This is a genomic window from Tsuneonella sediminis (assembly GCF_051912845.1).
GTDB lineage: Bacteria > Pseudomonadota > Alphaproteobacteria > Sphingomonadales > Sphingomonadaceae > Tsuneonella > Tsuneonella sediminis.
Window position 1 is genome coordinate 1,060,477 of sequence record NZ_JBNCBU010000001.1, and the last position, 16,980, is coordinate 1,077,456.

Genomic DNA, 16,980 nt, shown 5'->3' on the forward strand with positions numbered 1-16,980 from the left:
TTCTGAGGCGGCGGGGAACTCGGCCCGCCACAGGGCCGCGGGACTCCGCGCTCCGCCGCCGGATGCGCACGCGCAAGACCGCACTTGCGCTTTCGGCGGGAGTGATGGGCGCAACGACCGCTGCCGTCGGAATAGTAGCGACCCAGCCCGCCGTTGCCGCCATGCAGACCGAATCCCCGCTCGCGCGCCTGCCTGCGAAGGATCTGAAAGCCAGCCCGCAGTTCAAGCAGGCTCTCGTCGAGGAAGAGGGCGTGCGCGAGACCGTCTACCGTGACGTAGCCGGGCACCCCACCGTCGGGGTCGGTCACCTCGTGACCCCGGCCGACGGCCTGCGCGTGGGGCAGCGGATCGGCTACGACCGGATTCTCGATTTCCTCGAGGAGGATATCGCAGAAGCGGAGGCTGCAGTGGTGCGCGTCGCGGGCGACCTGCCGCTGTTCCAACATGAATTTGACGCGCTCGTCGATCTTGTCTTCAACGTCGGCGAGGGCAACCTGTCAGCAGCTGAAAGCCCCCGCCTTTTCCGCGCGATTGCCCTGCGAGATTACACCGCGATCGCGCGGGAGCTCGATTACCGTTACGCGGGGGGTGAGCTAGCGCGCGGGCTGGCGTTCCGCAGCGAAAGGCGGACCCGGATGTTTGCCAATGCCGAGTACGAAGATCCCCGTCAGTCGGCAGGACCGGCCGCGACCGCGAGGGCCTGACCCACACCGGACGGGCTTTCGCCAAGATCACCAAGCCATGAGGCGCGGACCCCCCACACCCGTTCGATGACAGCCGCGGACAGCGCGGCGTGTGGAGGCCCGTCGGCCGCGACGCGGCCGCCTTCCAGCACGATCACGCGGTCGGCGTGGTTCATCGCCAGCGCAAGATCGTGAAGGACCAGAACGACGCCGGCGCCCGCATCCGCAGCGCCGCGCAGGTGCGCGAGCAGGTGAAGCTGGTGCCCGAGGTCGAGTGCGGCCAGCGGCTCGTCGGCAAGAATCCAGCGGGGACGGCCCGCGAGTACGCGCGCAAGCAGCGCGCGCGCGCGTTCGCCTCCCGACAGCCGCGAAACCGGGCGATCGGCCAGCGCCTCCAGATCGAGCGCCTTGAGCGCTGCCTTGATTGCCTCCGTGCCACGATCGCGATGCGGCAGACGACCCAGCGCGACGAGGCTGCGCACCGCGACGTCCCACGCGACTTCACCGTCTTGCGGAAGATAACCCACCGCCATCGCCCGGTCGCGGGGGTGCAACGCTGAAAGATCGACGCCTTCCAGCAGCACTTCGCCGCCCTCGGGCTTCATCAGTCCCGCGAGACACTGGAGCAGCGTCGATTTGCCCGCTCCGTTGGGCCCGCAGATTGCCGTGATCCGGCCGGGTGCAAGCGACGCCGAGACGCTTGCAAGCCGCCCGCCGAGGGTGAGATCCCGGGTCGCCAGCGTCATGCCAGCCCCCTCCGCATTCGCAGCAGCAACAAGAGGAAAAACGGCGCGCCGATCAGGCTGAGCGCAATTCCGAGCCGCAGTTCGGTCACCAGAGGCAGAATCCGGCACACGCTGTCCGCGACAAGCACGAGCAATGCGCCCGCCAGTGCGCTCGGCAGGAGAAGCCGCGAGGGCGTCCGATCCGTAAACGGTCGCACGAGGTGCGGAACGATCAGCCCGACGAAACCGACAATACCCGCCACCGCCACCCCGCTTCCCACCGTCAGCCCGACCCCGGCGATCAGCCAGGCCTGCAACCGGCGCGGTTCCATGCCGAGACTGCGCGCCGCGGCCTCACCCAGTACCAGGGCGTCGAGTCCGCGGGCCGCCATCAGGAGGCAACCGAGCCCCGCCACCGTCAGCGGCGCGGCCAGCCAGACGTCGTTCCACGACCGGTCGGTCAGCGCGCCCATCAGCCAGGTGACGATCTCGCTCATCGCGAAGGCATTGGGCGCTAGGCTGATCGCCAGGCTCGTCAGCGCCCCCGCGAGGCTGGCGATCATCATTCCCGCCAGCGTGAACAGCGCGATCCCGCCGGTCCGTCCCGCGATGGCCGCGAGGAGGGCCATCGCCCCCGCCGCCCCGAGCAGGGCGAACAGCGGAAGCAGGAGCGGCGAGGCCGCATAGCCGAGCCACAGGCTTGCCACTGCGCCCAGCGCGGCACCCGGCGCGATGCCGAACAGGCCGGGATCGGCGAGCGGGTTGCGCAGGTATCCCTGCATGGCCGCCCCGCTCGCTCCCAGCCCCGCCCCGATCACCAGCGCCAGCACTGCGCGGGGCAGGCGAAGCTCTGCAAGGATCACGGCGGCGTTGGGGGTGGTTGCCGGCTCGATCCACACGCGTCCGGCAAGCAGCGACAAAGGCATCGCCACGGCGATCAGGACAAGTAGCAGGGGAACCGGGCGGGTCACGAAGCATCCCGCCGTATTTCGGCAAGGCGCTCCGCCGCGTGCACGATCGTCGGTCCGCCGCAAAACAGGAGCGAGGGGTCGAACGTGGCCCTGTGCATGCCAGGCAGTACCCTCAGCGCCGGATGGCGCTGGCCCCGCTCGCTCCCGGCGACCAGCAGCACCGCGGGCGGTTCGGCCAGTAACCGCTCGAGCGAAAGGTAATCCGCCTGTCCCATGCCCCGCGCGGCGCTGGCATTGATGAATCCGGTGCGCGTCATCAGGTCGCTCACCAGCGCATCCCCGCCGGGCACGATGCCGTCGGGCTGCCAGAGGATCGCCGGGATGCGCTTCTCGCTGCCCGAGGCTACGAGCGCGGCATCCATGCGCCGGACGAGCGCTTCGCCCCGCTCGGGATGCCCCGCCAGTTGCGCCAGTTCGAGCACTTGCGCCTGGCTCTCGGCAACGGTCGCGGCGATCCCGACCGTTTCGACCCGGACCCCGAGGCGCGCGAGCGCTGCGCGCGCGGCGGGCGGCATGAAACTCGAGCCGACGACGACATCGGGGTCGAGCGCGAGCACTTCCTCCACCGTGCCGCCCGTGGCCCTGTACCGCCGCGCCTCGGCCAGCGGCATCGAGGTCGCCTGCGGATCGTGGCTGTAATGGCTGATCGCGAGGATCTGCGCCGGGTCGGCGACCTCGGCAAGGATCGCGTCGGAGCAGGGGTTGAGGCTTACGATCGAGGGAAGGGCGTTGCCCTCCCGCACCGTCGGCGGCGCATCGCAGCCCGCGACCAGCAGGCAGGCGGCGAGCAGTACCCTCACAGCTTCAGCCGTGCCCCGACGAAGGCCGTGCGCCCGCGGGTACCGTACCCCGCGACCTCGGTATAGGCCGCGTCGAACAGGTTCTCGACCCGGCCGTAGAGTTCGGCCCTGCCGCCCAGCGGCATGCTCGCCCGAAGGTCGACAAGGACGTGTCCGTCGATTTGGACGACGTTGCCCGCATCGTCGAAGCTGTCGCCGACCAGCCGCACGTCGGCCCCGAGGTTCGGGGGAAGCGGGGTGGTCCAGTCGATCGAGCCGCTCAGCGCATGGCGGGGCCGTCGGGCGAGATCGGCTCCCGTGCCCCGGTCGGCCGCATCGATGAAGCTGTAGGCGAACCGGGTGCGCAGAGCGGTGGTGGGCGCAAGGCCGGCTTCGATCTCGAACCCCTGCGCCCGGGCCCGCCCGACGTTGTCGTAGGTGCCGAAGGGCCGGCCCGCACAGACGCCCCCTGTCACGCCGAAGCATGACACGAAGTCGATCAGGTCGCGGCTGTCGCGCCGGAACAGGGTAATCGCGGCCCAGGTCGGATCGGACCGGCTGTGCCAGTCGAGGCCTAGGTCGAAGCTGCGGCTGCGCTCGGGATGCAGATCCGCGTTGCCGAAGTCGGACAGGAGCTGGAACAGGGTCGGTGCCTTGAACCCTTCGCCATACGATGCCCGGAGGCGGAAATCGCGGCCTAGACGGTAGCTCGCGTCGGCGCCGAGGCTCGTCGCGCCGCCGAATCTGGCATGGTCGTCGCGCCTGATACCCACGTGGGCGGATACGCCCCCCCATTCGATCCCGCCCTGGGCGTAGGCGCCCCATATGCTGGTTTTCTGCCGCGCATCGAAAAGCGTGGCGAAGCGTGTCCATTCGCGCTCGCCGCCGAAGTGGACGACGAACGGCCCCAGCGGTCGCCATTCGCCGCGCACGTCGATCCGCTGCGAATGGCCGTCGGTGGTGTAGGTGGGCGCGCTTCCCGCGGCGGGATCGAGGCTGTCGCGCTCGGTGTCCGAGACCGACCACGCTGCCCGGACGAAGAACAGCGCGCTGTCGTAGACCGCGCCGGCGGCGCCGGTGTACTGGCGGGTGTCCTGCACCTCGCCGGTATCGGCAAAGGCGTAGAGCGGCGGCGGGAACCCGTCGATGTCCAGGCTGCCATCCGCAAAGCGTCCCTGCGCGAACAGTTCGAAGCTGTCGCTGAGATAGGCGCGAACCTGGCCGTTGGCCGACCATTGTTCGAACCCGTCCGGTTCACTGCCGGTCGCTGCGGCGGAGAATCCGTTGCCCTTCCGCCAGCCCGCCGAACCGCCGAGGAAGAAAGCGTCGGAACCCATCCCCCCGCTGGCGGTCAGGTAGCGCGAAGCCTCTCCGCCGATCTCGGTTCTCGCGGTCAGGCCGCGGGTCGCGCGCGTGGTCACCGCGAGCACGCCGCCGATCGCGTCCGAACCCCAGATCGTCGAGTTCGATCCGCGCAGGAGGTCGAGCTTTTCGACCTCGCCCGCCGACAGCGTGCCGAAGTCGAATCCGCCGCCCGGCGCCGCCGGATCCGCCACGCGAACCCCGTCGACCACGACCAGGAGCTGCTCGGCCCCCGCGCCGCGCACGCGTATGCCGGTGAACGAACCTGGCGGACCGTTGCGGGTGATCGTGACGCCGGGCGCCCGGCGCAGCACGCGAGCGACGTCGGCGCCCTGAACCTGGTCGATTTCCTCCTCGCCGATGACCGTGATCGCCTGGCCTGTGTCAGCGACATTGCCGCGAGCACCGGTGGCGGTGACAGTGATGGTGGTTTCATCCACTTCGCGATAGGCGCCTATCGCGCCGCATTCGGGATCGGACTGGTCGGCGCAGGCAAGCGCAAGGACTGGTCTAGTCTCCTGCGCGGCCAGCGGGGCAGCCAGGATCGAGGCACTCAAAAGAAACAGCAATTTACGCACACAATACTCCCGTCATGAACGAATGCCGTTCACGGCGGGAGGTACGCCCGATGCGGGCGCGCCTTCGCTGCATTCCGGTGCACCCCGCCCGGCTGCGGAACGACCGTCGCGGGCAGGTCTCCTGGCTCCCGGATCGTCGCTTGCGGCCGCCTTCCCGCTTTCGCAGTGGCTGCTGGCCGTTCGCTCCCCGGTCACAGTTGCGGGGGCAGCGCGGGGATTTCACCCGCTTCCCTCTTCGGTCCGGGCGCTACCCCGGACAACCCGTGACATGACGCGGCCGATAGCCCCGCGCGCGCAGTTTGCCAAGTTTACCGCTTCGCAAGCCTGCCGCTTAACCCTCGCTTTCGGTCTGTTCCGCCAAGGGACACCGGGCGCCGAGCCGCTACCGGTGGTGCCGCTCCGGCGATACGGCCGAAGGCCGATGTGCAAAGGAAGCCAGTGAACTCCACCACCGCCCGATCCACGACGCCTGACCGGCCTTCGAAGCGCAAGGGTGCGCGACAGGCGCGGCGCGCGGCGTGGCAGAACCTTTGGGCCGGGCCCCACCGCGGGAGGCGATGCCTTGCACTCGCTACGGCCATCGCTGTTCCCGCGATGGCCGCGCCGGCCGACTGGCATGGGTTCGAATCGTCCCCGACCGCCTCCGTGCCCGAGGCGGCGATGCCTTTCGAGACACCTGGCGACAGTTTTCCGGGCTCGGCATTCTTCTATCTCGAGGACCTCCCGCAGCTTTCCGTCGATACCGGGCGGGCCGGGCCGGTCGAGGCCGGAGACGAGATGCCTTCCGCCAATCCCGGCCCCAGCCTGGCAGCAAGAGGCGCCCGCCCGTTCGTTCCCAGCGGCAGCGGGCTCGACAAGGCGCGCGCGCTCCAGTGCATGACCCTGGCGCTTTATTACGAGGCGGCGAACGAGCCGACCGACGGGCAGCGCGCGGTGGCCCAGGTGATCCTCAACAGGGTCGCGCATCCCAGTTACCCGAACAGCGTCTGCGGTGTGGTCTTCCAGGGAAGCGAGCGCCGCACCGGGTGCCAGTTCAGCTTCACCTGCGACGGCAGCCTCGACCGCAGGCCGGTGCAGGCGACCTGGATGAGGGCGAGGCGCGTCGCGATGGCCGCGCTCGGAGGCTCGGTCTATCGGCCGGTCGGCTTCGCCACGCACTATCACGCGACTTACGTGATGCCTTATTGGGCACCCAGCCTGACCAACGTCGGCACGATCGGATTGCACACTTTCTACCGGTGGCGCGGTCTGGCCGGCACCGCCGATGCCTTTGTTGCTCGCTATGCGGCAAGCGAACCCGTCGCCGCACCCCACCCGCGCACCTATCGCGATCCCGTGGGGTCGGCCCCCGATCCGGTCGTGCTGGCCCAAGCCTTCGAAGCTGCGCGCGCGAAGGCGGCAGCAGGAGCCGGGCCCGGCGCTGCACCGGCATACGTTCCGCCCTCGCCGGTGGCCTACGCTCCGGCCCTGGCGGCTCGGGGCGAGAGTGATTTCGCTACCGGAAACCTGCCTCCCGCAAGCGGCATCAGGGCCGAATACGCCAACTCCGGCCGCTGGATCGCGCAACCCGGCGGCACGCGGGAGCAAGACGTAAACGCCCGATAACCTTGGAGGTTACCGGCCACGTAACCCTATAGACGAACCGGCGCTTAGGCCCCCACGGGTATCGAGACGATCGCCATAACAAGGATCGCATCCCCCGCATGCCGCTTCGATTTGCCCCCGCCCGGACGGTAACCCGCTCTCCACTCGCGCGCGCGCTCGCACGGCGCGCCGTAGACCGGGCCGCGAACGACAACGGGGATCCCGGTCCTGCCGACGACCCCGACCTGTCAGCCGCGCTGCGCCATTTCGCCGCCCACGGCCTTGGGGCCGCGCACGCCGCGCTGGGCGAAGCGAAACGCGCACTCGCAACGGGCGACCGGCAGAGCCATGACTGGTGGCTGGGTATCTGCAGAACTTTCGATCGCCGGCTTGCGGACCGCCACGCGCGTGCGATCGGTCTCGGCGATTGACCCCCAACGTAAGCGCCATGTTAACCACATGGTGACGGACCCGCCCTAAGAGGGCTCGGCATGACGGGTGAGGTCGCCAAACGCCGGTTTGCCCGGCTCTGGAAGTGGTGCGGCGAGTCCGAACCGCCCAGCAGCGCGGTGCACCTTCATCTTCTGCAAACCCTCTACAACCAGCCCAAGGGGCTTGTCCTGGCGACGCTGATCGGGTCGATCCTTACAGCCGTCACCGCGATATCGACCGGATCGCGGATCCTGGGGATTGCATCGGTCACGATCACATCGATCGGCATCGCACGCATCGGGGCGATGGCGTTCCTCGCAAGGCACTGCGGGCGCTTTCCGGCTCGCTGGCTCGAAGTCGTCTACACGCTCGGTGCGACAACCTATGCGCTGGGGCTCGGCATTTTCGCCGCGGCAATGGTCATCCTCCGCGTCGATGAAGAACTGCTGGTGATGGTCCTGCCCCTGCTCGTCGGGTACGCGGTCGCCGCGGCTGCCCGGGATGCCGGACGGCCGGCCATCGCGATGAGCCAGCCGGTCCTTCTCGCCCTGCCAATCGTGGTTGCCCTCATCCACGTCGGGTCGCTTGCCTATCTGACCCTTGCAGTGGCCGCGACGCTTGCGTTTCCCACCATCGGCACGATCGTGCACACCATCTATCGGTCGCTACACGACGCGACCTCCTCGGCGGAGACCAACGCCCAGCTTGCCGAGAGGATGAAGGTGCTGGCGCGAACCGACGTCGTCACCGGTCTCGCAAACCGCGCAGGTTTCAATCACGCACTTGCAGATCTGGTGGGGAAATCGGTCACGGGACCGGCGCTCGCGCTGTTCTGGCTCGACCTCGACCGGTTCAAGGAAGTGAATGATCTGCTTGGCCATACCATGGGGGACCGGGTGCTTGCCGCCGTGGCGCAGCGCCTCGAGGCTGTCGCGCCGGAGGGCGCGACGGTGGCCCGGTTCGGCGGCGACGAATTCATCATGGTCTGCCCGGTGGAAGACCGGCGGGCGTGCGAGCACCTCGCACCTCGCGTGCTCGAAAACGTGACCCGGCCGCTGCGCCTCGACGGCGAAAGGCTGGATGTGCCCGCCTCGATGGGGATCGCCCTGCTGCCGGCGGATGCGGCGGATGCCGACGGACTCCTGCAATGCGCCGACCTGGCGCTTTATCACGCCAAGATCGGCGGGAAGAACCGCAGCCGATTCTACGATCCGGCAATGAGCCGGACGCTTATCCGCCGGCGGGAGATCGAGCAGGAGCTGCGCACCGCGATCCAGCGCGACGAGCTGTCGATCTTCTTCCAGCCGATCGTCGATCTGGAAAGCGGCCGGATCCGCACGTTCGAGGCTCTGGTGCGGTGGTTCCACCCTGAAAAGGGCGAGCTCACGCCCGACGAGTTCATTCCTGTTGCCGAAGAAACCGGCGTGATCGTGACCCTCGGCAACTGGATCACCGCGCAGGCGGCGCAGGCGGCGGTGCACTGGCCCGACGACGTGAGCGTCGCGGTCAATCTCTCGTCATTGCAGATCAAGGCGCCGGGCGCGGCCCTGGGCATCCTTTCCGCGCTGCGCGAGGCAGGCCTCGATCCATCCCGGCTCGAACTTGAGGTAACCGAGAGCCTGTTTCTCGACGACAATCACGCGACCGCGGGGTTCATCGACGCGCTGTCGTCGGCGGGTGTTCATTTCGCGCTCGACGACTTCGGGACCGGGTACTCGTCGCTGGGGTATATCGACCGGTTCCCCTTCAGCAAGATCAAGGTCGACCGCAGTTTCGTTTCCGGACCCAATGTCGGGCGCAAGAGCGAGGCAATCATCCGCGCGGTTGCGGAGATGGGCGCGCAACTCGGCATGAAGATCGTCGCCGAGGGCCTGGAGACGGTCGAGCAGGTGGCCGCAGTGCGGGCTGCCGGATGCACGCTGGGCCAGGGATATTATTTCAGCCGGGCGGTGCCCGACTATCTCGCGGCTATGCTGCTCGCTCAGGAACGAACGGTGGGCATGCCGCGCCGCGCGGTCGGCTGAGCGCGCTTGCCGCATCGGAGAGGGTAAGCCGCGCGCCGTGCTCCCGCGACCGTGGCCATCGACCGTCCGGATAGCCTGGGATCAGGGTCTCGCGGTCGATCCGTTCTCCGAGGAGACCGGGCCCTGCAGATCCCGCCGCAGACCCATTCTCGCTACTGCGAACCATTTGCAAAGATAGTGCCGCCGGCAGCCTGTTTGGCAGTTGCATTCGGTCATATGGCGGCCTAGGTCGCCTCTCGCACACAAGGGCCGCCCCGCCCGCGGGAGGGGCACGCCCAGACGAGGCCCGTCCCGCGCGACCGAAGGAAACGCTCCCCCCATGGCCCGCAAGAAGATCGCGCTCGTTGGCGCTGGCATGATCGGTGGCACGCTCGCCCATCTCGCCGCGAAGAAGGAAATGGGCGATATCGTCCTGTTCGACATCGCCGAGGGGATCCCGCAGGGCAAGGCGCTCGACCTCAGCCAGTGCGGCCCGATCGAGGGATTCGACGCCAAGATCCTCGGCACCAATTCCTACGCCGACATCGCCGGCGCCGATGTGGTGATCGTAACCGCGGGTGTGCCGCGCAAGCCCGGCATGAGCCGTGACGACCTTCTGGGTATCAACCTCAAGGTGATGAAGGCGGTCGGCGAAGGCATCCGCGACAACTGCCCTGACGCGTTCGTGATTTGCATCACCAACCCGCTCGACGCGATGGTCTGGGCGCTGCGCGAGTATTCGGATCTGCCGCACGAGAAGGTCGTCGGCATGGCCGGCGTTCTCGACTCGGCGCGCTTCGCGACCTTCCTCGCGTGGGAATTCGGTGTCTCGGTCAAGGACGTGAACGCCTTCGTGCTCGGCGGCCACGGCGACACGATGGTTCCGGTCACCAGCTACACCACGATCAGCGGAATCCCGGTCGATGACCTCGTCGCGATGGGCAAGTCGTCGAAGCCGGCCCTCGACGAGATCGTCAAGCGCACCCGTGGGGGCGGCGGCGAGATCGTCGGCCTGCTCAAGACGGGCAGCGCCTACTACGCCCCAGCGACGAGCGCGATCGCGATGGCCGAGGCATACCTCGGCGACCAGAAGCGCATCCTGCCCTGCGCAGCCTATGTGAAGGGGCAGTATGGCCTCGACGGCCTTTACGTGGGCGTCCCGGCAGTGATCGGCGCGGGCGGCATCGAGGAAGTGATCGAGATCAAGCTCTCGGACGAGGAGAAGGCCAACCTCAAGGTCTCGACCGACGCGGTCGAGGAACTGCTCGAGGTATGCAAGGGCATGGACGGAGATCTCGCGTGAGCATCCTCGTCGACAGGCACACGAAGGTCATCACCCAGGGAATGACCGGTGAAACGGGCACATTCCACACCCAGCAGGCGCTCGATTACGGGACCCAGATGGTCGCCGGCGTGACCCCCGGCAAGGGCGGCACTACCCACATCGGGCTCCCGGTGTACGACACGGTCGCCGAGGCGAGGGCCGCGACCGGCGCGACCGCCAGCTGCATCTACGTGCCGCCGCCGTTCGCCGCTGATTCGATCCTCGAGGCGATCGACGCGGAGATCGAGCTGATCGTCTGCATTACCGAAGGTATCCCCGTTCTCGACATGGTCCGGGTGAAGCGCGCGCTCAGCGGCAGCAAGAGCAGGCTGATTGGTCCGAACTGTCCCGGCGTGCTGACCCCGGGCGAATGCAAGATCGGCATCATGCCGGGCCAGATCTTCCAGAAGGGTTCGGTCGGCATCGTCAGCCGCTCGGGCACGCTGACCTACGAGGCGGTGCACCAGACCACGCAGGTCGGACTTGGCCAGACAACCGCGGTCGGCATCGGCGGCGACCCGGTCAACGGGACCAACTTCATCGACGTGCTCGAGCTGTTCCTCAAGGACGACGCGACCAAGTCGATCGTGATGATCGGCGAGATCGGCGGCAGCGCCGAGGAAGAGGCCGCTCAGTTCCTTGCCGACGAAGCGAAGCGCGGGCGGCAGAAGCCTGTGGTCGGCTTCATCGCCGGCCGCACCGCGCCTCCGGGTCGCCGGATGGGTCATGCCGGGGCGATCGTATCCGGCGGACAGGGCGGCGCCGAGGACAAGATCGCGGCGATGGAAGCCGCGGGCATCCGCGTCAGCCCCAGCCCGAGCGAACTCGGCACCACGCTCGATGCGCTGCTGAAGGAACTGGCCTGAATCCCGGCCGTGCCGCTCTCCCTGGCGGGAGCGTCGCGGCGGTTCGGGCATTGCCCTTGTAGAGGTAGGCCACCCGATGGGTAACGAAGCACACGATTTCCTTCCCGACGATCCCCAGCCGGGACCCAGCTGGGCCCACGCCCGCTGGCCGCTGGTGGGCGGGGAAAGCGAGGACGACCTTACCCAGGCACTCGACCCAACCGCGATGCAGGTCGCGATCAAGGCTGCCGCCGCAAAGTCGGGCAGGCCGATGGACGAGAAGGGGGTCGAGCAGGCCGCAGGCGATTCGATCCGTGCGATGATGCTCGTGCGGACCTACCGCGTCCGCGGCCATCTTGCCGCGAACCTCGATCCTTTGGGATTGTCGCAGCGCGAGCTCCCCGCCGATATGACGCCGGAATATCACGGGTTCACCGGCGCCGCGCTCGACCGGCCCGTCTACCTCGGCGGCACGCTGGGCCTGCAGTGGACGACGATACCTGAACTCGTGCGCATCTTGCGCAAGAACTACTGCGGCCATGTCGGCTTCGATTACATGCACATCGCCGATGTCGAGGAGCGCCGTTTCATCCAGGAGCGGATCGAGGGTCCCGACAAGGTCATCACCTTCACCCCCGAGGGCAAGCGCGCCATCCTCGCCGCCGTGATCCGGGGCGAGCAGTACGAGAAATACCTCGGCAAGAAGTACGTCGGCACCAAGCGCTTCGGTCTCGATGGCGGCGAGGCGATGATCCCGGCGCTCGAGAGTGTGATCAAGTACGGCGGCGCCCTTGGCGTGCGAGAGATCATCTACGGCATGGCTCACCGCGGCCGGCTCAACGTGCTCGCGAACGTGATGGCCAAGCCTTACAAGGTCATCTTCCACGAATTCTCGGGCGGCAGCGCCAATCCCGATGACGTCGGCGGTTCGGGCGACGTGAAATACCATCTCGGCACGTCGACCGACCGCGAGTTCGACGGGATCAAGGTCCACATGAGCCTGGTGCCGAACCCCTCGCACCTCGAGGCGGTAGACCCCGTCGTGCTCGGCAAGGCGCGCGCCCAGCAGGCAATCCGTGACGACCTGAAGAAACACGAGCAGGTCCTCCCGGTGCTCATTCACGGCGACGCGGCGTTCGCCGGCCAGGGCATCGTCTGGGAGTGCCTCGGGTTCTCGGGGGTGCGCGGGTACAATACGGGCGGCTGCCTGCATTTCGTCATCAACAATCAGATCGGGTTCACCACGAGCCCGCAGTTCGCGCGGTCGTCGCCCTATCCCTCCGACGTCGCGAAGGGCGTCCAGGCCCCGATCCTGCACGTGAACGGCGACGATCCGGAAGCAGTCACGTTCGCCTGCAAGCTTGCGATCGAATATCGGCAGCGCTTCGGCCGCGATATCGTCATCGACATGTGGTGCTATCGCCGCTTCGGCCACAACGAGGGCGACGAGCCGAGCTTCACCCAGCCGCTGATGTACGCCAAGATTCGCAACCACGCCAAGGTCAGCGAGATCTACGAGCAGCGCCTGATCGAGGAAGGTGTCATCAAGCCGGGCGACGCCGATGCGATGTGCACCGAGTTCAACGCCCATCTCGACGACGAGTTTGCCGGCGCGGGCAGCTACAAGCCCAACATCGCGGACTGGTTCGGCGGCCGCTGGGCGGGCCTCAACAAGCCCGTCGACCCGGAAGAGGCGCGTCGCAACGTCGAGACCGCGATCAGCCGCAAGCTGCTCGACAGCCTCGGCCGCACGCTGACAACGGTCCCCGACGACCTGACCATCCACAAGACTCTTGGCCGGGTTCTCGACGCCAAGCGACAGATGTTCGCCAATGGCGGCGAATTCGACTGGGCGACCGCCGAAGCACTCGCCTTCGGCAGCCTCGTTGCCGAGGGCTACGGCGTGCGCCTGTCGGGCCAGGATTCTGGCCGCGGCACCTTCAGCCAGCGGCACGCGGTGTGGGTCGACCAGAAGACCGAGCGCAAGTTCATCCCGCTGACCCAGCTGCCACACGGCAAGTTCGAGGTCTACGACAGCCCGCTGTCCGAATACGGCGTGCTCGGCTTCGAATACGGCTTTGCCATGGCCGATCCCAAGACGCTGGTGCTGTGGGAGGCACAGTTCGGCGATTTCTCCAATGGCGCGCAGATCATCATCGACCAGTTCATCGCCGCCGGCGAGGCGAAGTGGCTGCGCGCCAACGGCCTCGTCATGCTGCTGCCGCACGGCTACGAAGGACAGGGGCCGGAACACTCGTCCGCCCGGCTCGAACGGTTTCTGCAGCTCTGCGCGAACGACAACATCCAGGTTTGCAACATTACCGTTCCGGGGAACTACTTCCACGTCCTGCGCCGGCAGATGCTGCGGCCATTCCGCAAACCGCTGATAATCATGACCCCCAAGTCGCTGCTGCGGCATCCCATGGCCAAGAGCCCGGTCGACGATTTCACAGGCGATAGCCACTTCCGCCGGATCGTCAGCGATACGACCGAGATTCCCGACGACAAGATCCGCCGCCTCGTGCTGTGCAGCGGCAAGGTAGCCTACGACCTGCTCCAGAAGCGCGACGAGGAGGGTCTCGACGATGTCTCGATCGTGCGTATCGAGCAACTCTATCCCTTCCCCGGCGAGCCGCTGAGCGTTCGCATCGCGCGCATGAAGAACCTCGAGACGATCGTCTGGTGCCAGGAGGAGCCGCGCAACAACGGCGCATGGTTCTTCGTCGACCGGCTGATCGAACAGGCGGCGGCCGCCGCGGGCAAGGATGGTATGCGCCCGGTCTATGCCGGCCGCGAAGTCGCCGCGTCACCCGCTACCGGTTATGCGAAACGGCACGAGGAGCAGCAGCGCGCGCTGGTCGGGCTCGCGCTCGGCCTCAACGACGGGGGCGAGGCGTTGCGGGGCAACACGGCCCGGCTTGCCACCAAGAAACCCGCCTGAGGAAGCAGGAACCAAGATGCAGGAAGTCAAAGTCCCCACGCTCGGCGAATCGGTCACCGAAGCCACGGTAGGCGAATGGTTGAAGAAGCCGGGCGACCCGGTCTCGGTCGACGAGCCGATTGCCAGCCTCGAGACCGACAAGGTCGCCGTCGAGGTTCCTTCTCCGGTGAATGGTGTGATGGGTGAACAGAAGGTCGCCGTCGGCGAGACGGTCGAAGTCGGCGCGCTGCTGGCGACGATCGAGGACGACGTGGCCGCGGGCGAGAACACCAGCGTCGAACCGCGCGAAGCCCCCGCTCCCGCAGACGACGCTGCCGCTGCCCCGCCCAGCGAACGGGCCGATGCCGACACGATCGAGGATGCCGCACCCGCGCAGGCCAGGATCCATGATCCGGAAGCGACCCAGACATTGAGCCCGGCGGTGCGGCGCGCGGTGCTCGAGCACGGGGTCGATCCGACGACGATCAAGGGCACCGGGAAGGACGGCCGCCTGACCAAGGAAGACGTGCTGGCAGCTGCGGCCGAGGCGAAGTCCGCGCCAGCGTCCTCGCCCGCTCCGTCCTCGAGCGCCTCTCCGGCGCCGTCGACCGGCCAGCGGCGCGAGGAGCGAGTCAAGATGACGCGCATGCGCCAGACGATCGCCCGGCGCCTCAAGAGCGCGCAGGACACCGCCGCGCTGCTGACGACCTTCAACGATGTGGACATGAGCGCGGTCATCGAAGCCCGCGAGAAGTTCAAGGACATCTTTGCCAAGAAGCACGACATCAAGCTCGGCTTCATGTCTTTCTTCGCCAAGGCGGCGTGCCTTGCGCTGAAGGACATTCCGGCGGTCAACGCGCAGATCGACGGCGAGGAGATCGTCTACTTCAACTACGTCGACATCTCGGTCGCGGTCAGCGCACCCAACGGCCTTGTCGTGCCGGTCGTGCGCGATGCGGATACGAAATCGTTCGCGCAGATCGAAAAGAACATCGCCGACTTCGGCAAGCGAGCCAAGGACGGCACACTGACGATGGAGGACATGAAGGGCGGCACCTTCACGATCTCCAACGGCGGCGTCTTCGGCGGGCTCATGTCCACCCCGATCATCAACCCGCCGCAAAGCGCCGTCCTCGGCCTCCACCGCATCGAGGACCGCCCGGTGGTCCGGAACGGCGAAATCGTGATCCGCCCGATGATGTACATCGCGCTGTCGTACGACCACCGACTGATCGACGGCCGCGAGGCGGTCACCGCCCTCAAGACGATCAAGGAGGCGATCGAGGATCCCATGCGGATGCTGATCGACCTTTGAGGAAGAGATAATGGCTGAATACGACTACGACGTCCTCGTCATCGGCGCCGGCCCGGGCGGCTATGTCGCCGCGATCCGTGCAGCGCAGCTTGGGCTCAAGACCGCCTGCGTCGAAAGCCGGGAGACGCTGGGGGGCACCTGCCTCAACGTCGGGTGCATCCCGTCGAAGGCGATGCTGCACGCGAGCGAGTACTTCGACGCGGCCGCCAACGGCACGATGGCCAAGATGGGCGTCGAGGTCACGCCGAAGCTGAACCTCGACGCGATGCACGCGCAGCGGCTCGACGCTATCAAGCAGCTCACCGGCGGAATCGCGTTCCTGTTCAAGAAGAACAAGGTCGACTGGAAGAAGGGCCACGCGACGTTCGTCGATGCGCACACGGTCGACGTGGGCGGCGAAAAGGTTACCGCGAAGAACGTGATCATTGCCACCGGCTCGTCGGTCACCCCGCTGAGCGGTGTGGAGGTCGACAACGACAAGCAGGTCGTCGTCGACAGCACCGGCGCGCTCGAGCTGAGGGCGGTGCCGAAGAAGATGGTGGTCATCGGCGGCGGCGTGATCGGGCTCGAGCTTGGCTCGGTCTGGCGGCGTCTCGGGGCCGAGGTAATCGTCATCGAGTTCCTCGACCAGTTGCTCCCCGGCATGGACATGGACGTGCGCAAGGAAGCCGCGAAGATCTTCAAGAAGCAAGGCATGACGATGATGCTCGGCCACAAGGTCACCGGCTGCACGGTCAAAGGCAGGAAAGCGACGCTAACCGTAGAACCGAGCGCAGGCGGTGAGGCGCAGAAAGTCGAGGCGGACTGCGTGCTGGTTTCGATCGGGCGGCGCCCGAACACCGAGGGTCTCGGTCTGGAAAAAATCGGGCTGGAGGTGAACAAACGCGGCCAGATCGAGACCGACCACGACTTCCGCACCAAGATCGACGGCGTGTGGGCGATCGGCGACGTAATTCCCGGGCCGATGCTCGCACACAAGGCCGAGGACGAGGGAATCGCCTGCGCCGAGAACATCGCTGGGCAGACCGGGATCGTGAACCACGCGGTGATCCCCGGCGTCGTCTACACCTGGCCCGAAATTGCCGGCGTGGGCCTCACCGAGGACGAGGCGAAGGAAGCGGGTCACGCGGTCAAGGTCGGCAAGTTCCCGATGCTGGCGAACAGTCGCGCCAAGACCAACCACGAGCCGGACGGTTTCGTGAAAATCATCGCCGAGGCGGAAAGCGACAGGGTGCTGGGGGTCTGGTGCATCGCCAGTGTCGCCGGCACGATGATCGCCGAGGCCGCGCTGGCGATGGAGTTCGGCGCGACCAGCGAGGACGTCGCCTACACCTGCCATGCGCATCCCACCCACTCGGAGGCGATCAAGGAGGCGGCCATGGCTGTGCAGGGCAAGCCGATCCACGTTTGACGGCGGGACCCCGCTGACGCATCCCCTCGTTCCGAGGAGAGAGCGGAC

13 protein-coding genes and 1 riboswitch are annotated in these 16,980 nt (G+C 67.3%); of the genes, 9 read left to right on the forward strand and 4 right to left on the reverse strand.

Features of this window, described 5'->3' with window-relative positions; translation table 11 throughout:
• Positions 1-62: 62 nt before the first annotated feature.
• Positions 63-704, forward strand: a complete 642-nt coding sequence (locus ACPV3N_RS05400) for a lysozyme (RefSeq protein ID WP_440115487.1) — start codon at positions 63-65, stop codon at positions 702-704.
• Here the strand turns inward: ACPV3N_RS05400 and ACPV3N_RS05405 are convergent.
• The 4 genes from ACPV3N_RS05405 to ACPV3N_RS05420 are packed head-to-tail and all read right to left on the reverse strand — an operon-like array spanning position 668 to position 5,098.
• Complete coding sequence (locus tag ACPV3N_RS05405; RefSeq protein WP_440115489.1) at positions 668-1,429, reverse strand: ABC transporter ATP-binding protein; 762 nt, start codon at positions 1,427-1,429, stop codon at positions 668-670. The two genes, ACPV3N_RS05400 and ACPV3N_RS05405, sit on opposite strands and share 37 nt — an antisense overlap.
• The gene (locus ACPV3N_RS05410) at positions 1,426-2,334 is read right to left on the reverse strand and encodes a FecCD family ABC transporter permease (RefSeq protein WP_440117446.1); all 909 of its coding nucleotides are present in this window, start codon (positions 2,332-2,334) and stop codon (positions 1,426-1,428) included. The genes ACPV3N_RS05405 and ACPV3N_RS05410 overlap by 4 nt, the downstream gene beginning before the upstream one ends.
• 41 nt (positions 2,335-2,375) lie before the next feature.
• Positions 2,376-3,179, reverse strand: coding sequence for an ABC transporter substrate-binding protein (locus tag ACPV3N_RS05415; protein ID WP_440115491.1), 804 nt, complete (start codon positions 3,177-3,179; stop codon positions 2,376-2,378).
• Complete coding sequence (locus tag ACPV3N_RS05420; RefSeq protein ID WP_440115493.1) at positions 3,176-5,098, reverse strand: TonB-dependent receptor plug domain-containing protein; 1,923 nt, start codon at positions 5,096-5,098, stop codon at positions 3,176-3,178. Before ACPV3N_RS05420 ends, ACPV3N_RS05415 begins: the two co-directional genes overlap by 4 nt.
• 94 nt (positions 5,099-5,192) lie before the next feature.
• A riboswitch (cobalamin riboswitch) is annotated at positions 5,193-5,378 on the reverse strand.
• 314 nt (positions 5,379-5,692) lie between these two features.
• Here ACPV3N_RS05420 and ACPV3N_RS05425 point away from each other — a divergent pair.
• From ACPV3N_RS05425 to lpdA, 8 genes are all read left to right on the forward strand, one after another.
• Positions 5,693-6,703, forward strand: a complete 1,011-nt coding sequence (locus tag ACPV3N_RS05425; RefSeq protein WP_440115495.1) for a cell wall hydrolase — start codon at positions 5,693-5,695, stop codon at positions 6,701-6,703.
• A 98-nt stretch (positions 6,704-6,801) separates the two neighbouring features.
• Positions 6,802-7,113, forward strand: coding sequence for a hypothetical protein (locus ACPV3N_RS05430; RefSeq protein WP_440115497.1), 312 nt, complete (start codon positions 6,802-6,804; stop codon positions 7,111-7,113).
• A gap of 60 nt (positions 7,114-7,173) precedes the next feature.
• Positions 7,174-9,138, forward strand: a complete 1,965-nt coding sequence (locus tag ACPV3N_RS05435) for a putative bifunctional diguanylate cyclase/phosphodiesterase (RefSeq protein WP_440115499.1) — start codon at positions 7,174-7,176, stop codon at positions 9,136-9,138.
• 319 nt (positions 9,139-9,457) lie between these two features.
• Entirely contained in the window at positions 9,458-10,420 is a 963-nt protein-coding gene (gene mdh / locus ACPV3N_RS05440; RefSeq protein WP_440115501.1) for a malate dehydrogenase, read from the forward strand.
• Positions 10,417-11,307 carry a succinate--CoA ligase subunit alpha gene (gene sucD / locus ACPV3N_RS05445; RefSeq protein ID WP_440115503.1) on the forward strand — a complete coding sequence of 297 codons (891 nt, stop codon included), beginning with the start codon at positions 10,417-10,419 and terminating at the stop codon, positions 11,305-11,307. The genes mdh and sucD overlap by 4 nt, the downstream gene beginning before the upstream one ends.
• A 76-nt stretch (positions 11,308-11,383) precedes the next feature.
• A complete protein-coding gene (locus ACPV3N_RS05450; RefSeq protein ID WP_440115505.1) occupies positions 11,384-14,227 on the forward strand; it encodes a 2-oxoglutarate dehydrogenase E1 component in 2,844 nt (947 codons plus the stop codon).
• A gap of 16 nt (positions 14,228-14,243) precedes the next feature.
• Entirely contained in the window at positions 14,244-15,521 is a 1,278-nt protein-coding gene (gene odhB, locus ACPV3N_RS05455; RefSeq protein ID WP_440115507.1) for a 2-oxoglutarate dehydrogenase complex dihydrolipoyllysine-residue succinyltransferase, read from the forward strand.
• Between the two features lie 10 nt (positions 15,522-15,531).
• Complete coding sequence (gene lpdA, locus ACPV3N_RS05460; protein WP_440115509.1) at positions 15,532-16,932, forward strand: dihydrolipoyl dehydrogenase; 1,401 nt, start codon at positions 15,532-15,534, stop codon at positions 16,930-16,932.
• Positions 16,933-16,980 lie beyond the last annotated feature (48 nt).

Excerpts from the sequence above, each read along its gene's own strand:
- ACPV3N_RS05400 (WP_440115487.1), top strand. The coding sequence starts at position 63 with ATGCGCACGCGCAAGACCGCACTTGCGCTTTCGGCGGGAGTGATGGGC.
- ACPV3N_RS05405 (WP_440115489.1), bottom strand. The coding sequence starts at position 1,429 with ATGACGCTGGCGACCCGGGATCTCACCCTCGGCGGGCGGCTTGCAAGC.
- ACPV3N_RS05410 (WP_440117446.1), bottom strand. The coding sequence starts at position 2,334 with ATGCCTTTGTCGCTGCTTGCCGGACGCGTGTGGATCGAGCCGGCAACC.
- ACPV3N_RS05425 (WP_440115495.1), top strand. The coding sequence starts at position 5,693 with ATGGCCGCGCCGGCCGACTGGCATGGGTTCGAATCGTCCCCGACCGCC.
- ACPV3N_RS05430 (WP_440115497.1), top strand. The coding sequence starts at position 6,802 with ATGCCGCTTCGATTTGCCCCCGCCCGGACGGTAACCCGCTCTCCACTC.
- ACPV3N_RS05435 (WP_440115499.1), top strand. The coding sequence starts at position 7,174 with ATGACGGGTGAGGTCGCCAAACGCCGGTTTGCCCGGCTCTGGAAGTGG.
- mdh (WP_440115501.1), top strand. The coding sequence starts at position 9,458 with ATGGCCCGCAAGAAGATCGCGCTCGTTGGCGCTGGCATGATCGGTGGC.
- ACPV3N_RS05450 (WP_440115505.1), top strand. The coding sequence starts at position 11,384 with ATGGGTAACGAAGCACACGATTTCCTTCCCGACGATCCCCAGCCGGGA.
- odhB (WP_440115507.1), top strand. The coding sequence starts at position 14,244 with ATGCAGGAAGTCAAAGTCCCCACGCTCGGCGAATCGGTCACCGAAGCC.
- lpdA (WP_440115509.1), top strand. The coding sequence starts at position 15,532 with ATGGCTGAATACGACTACGACGTCCTCGTCATCGGCGCCGGCCCGGGC.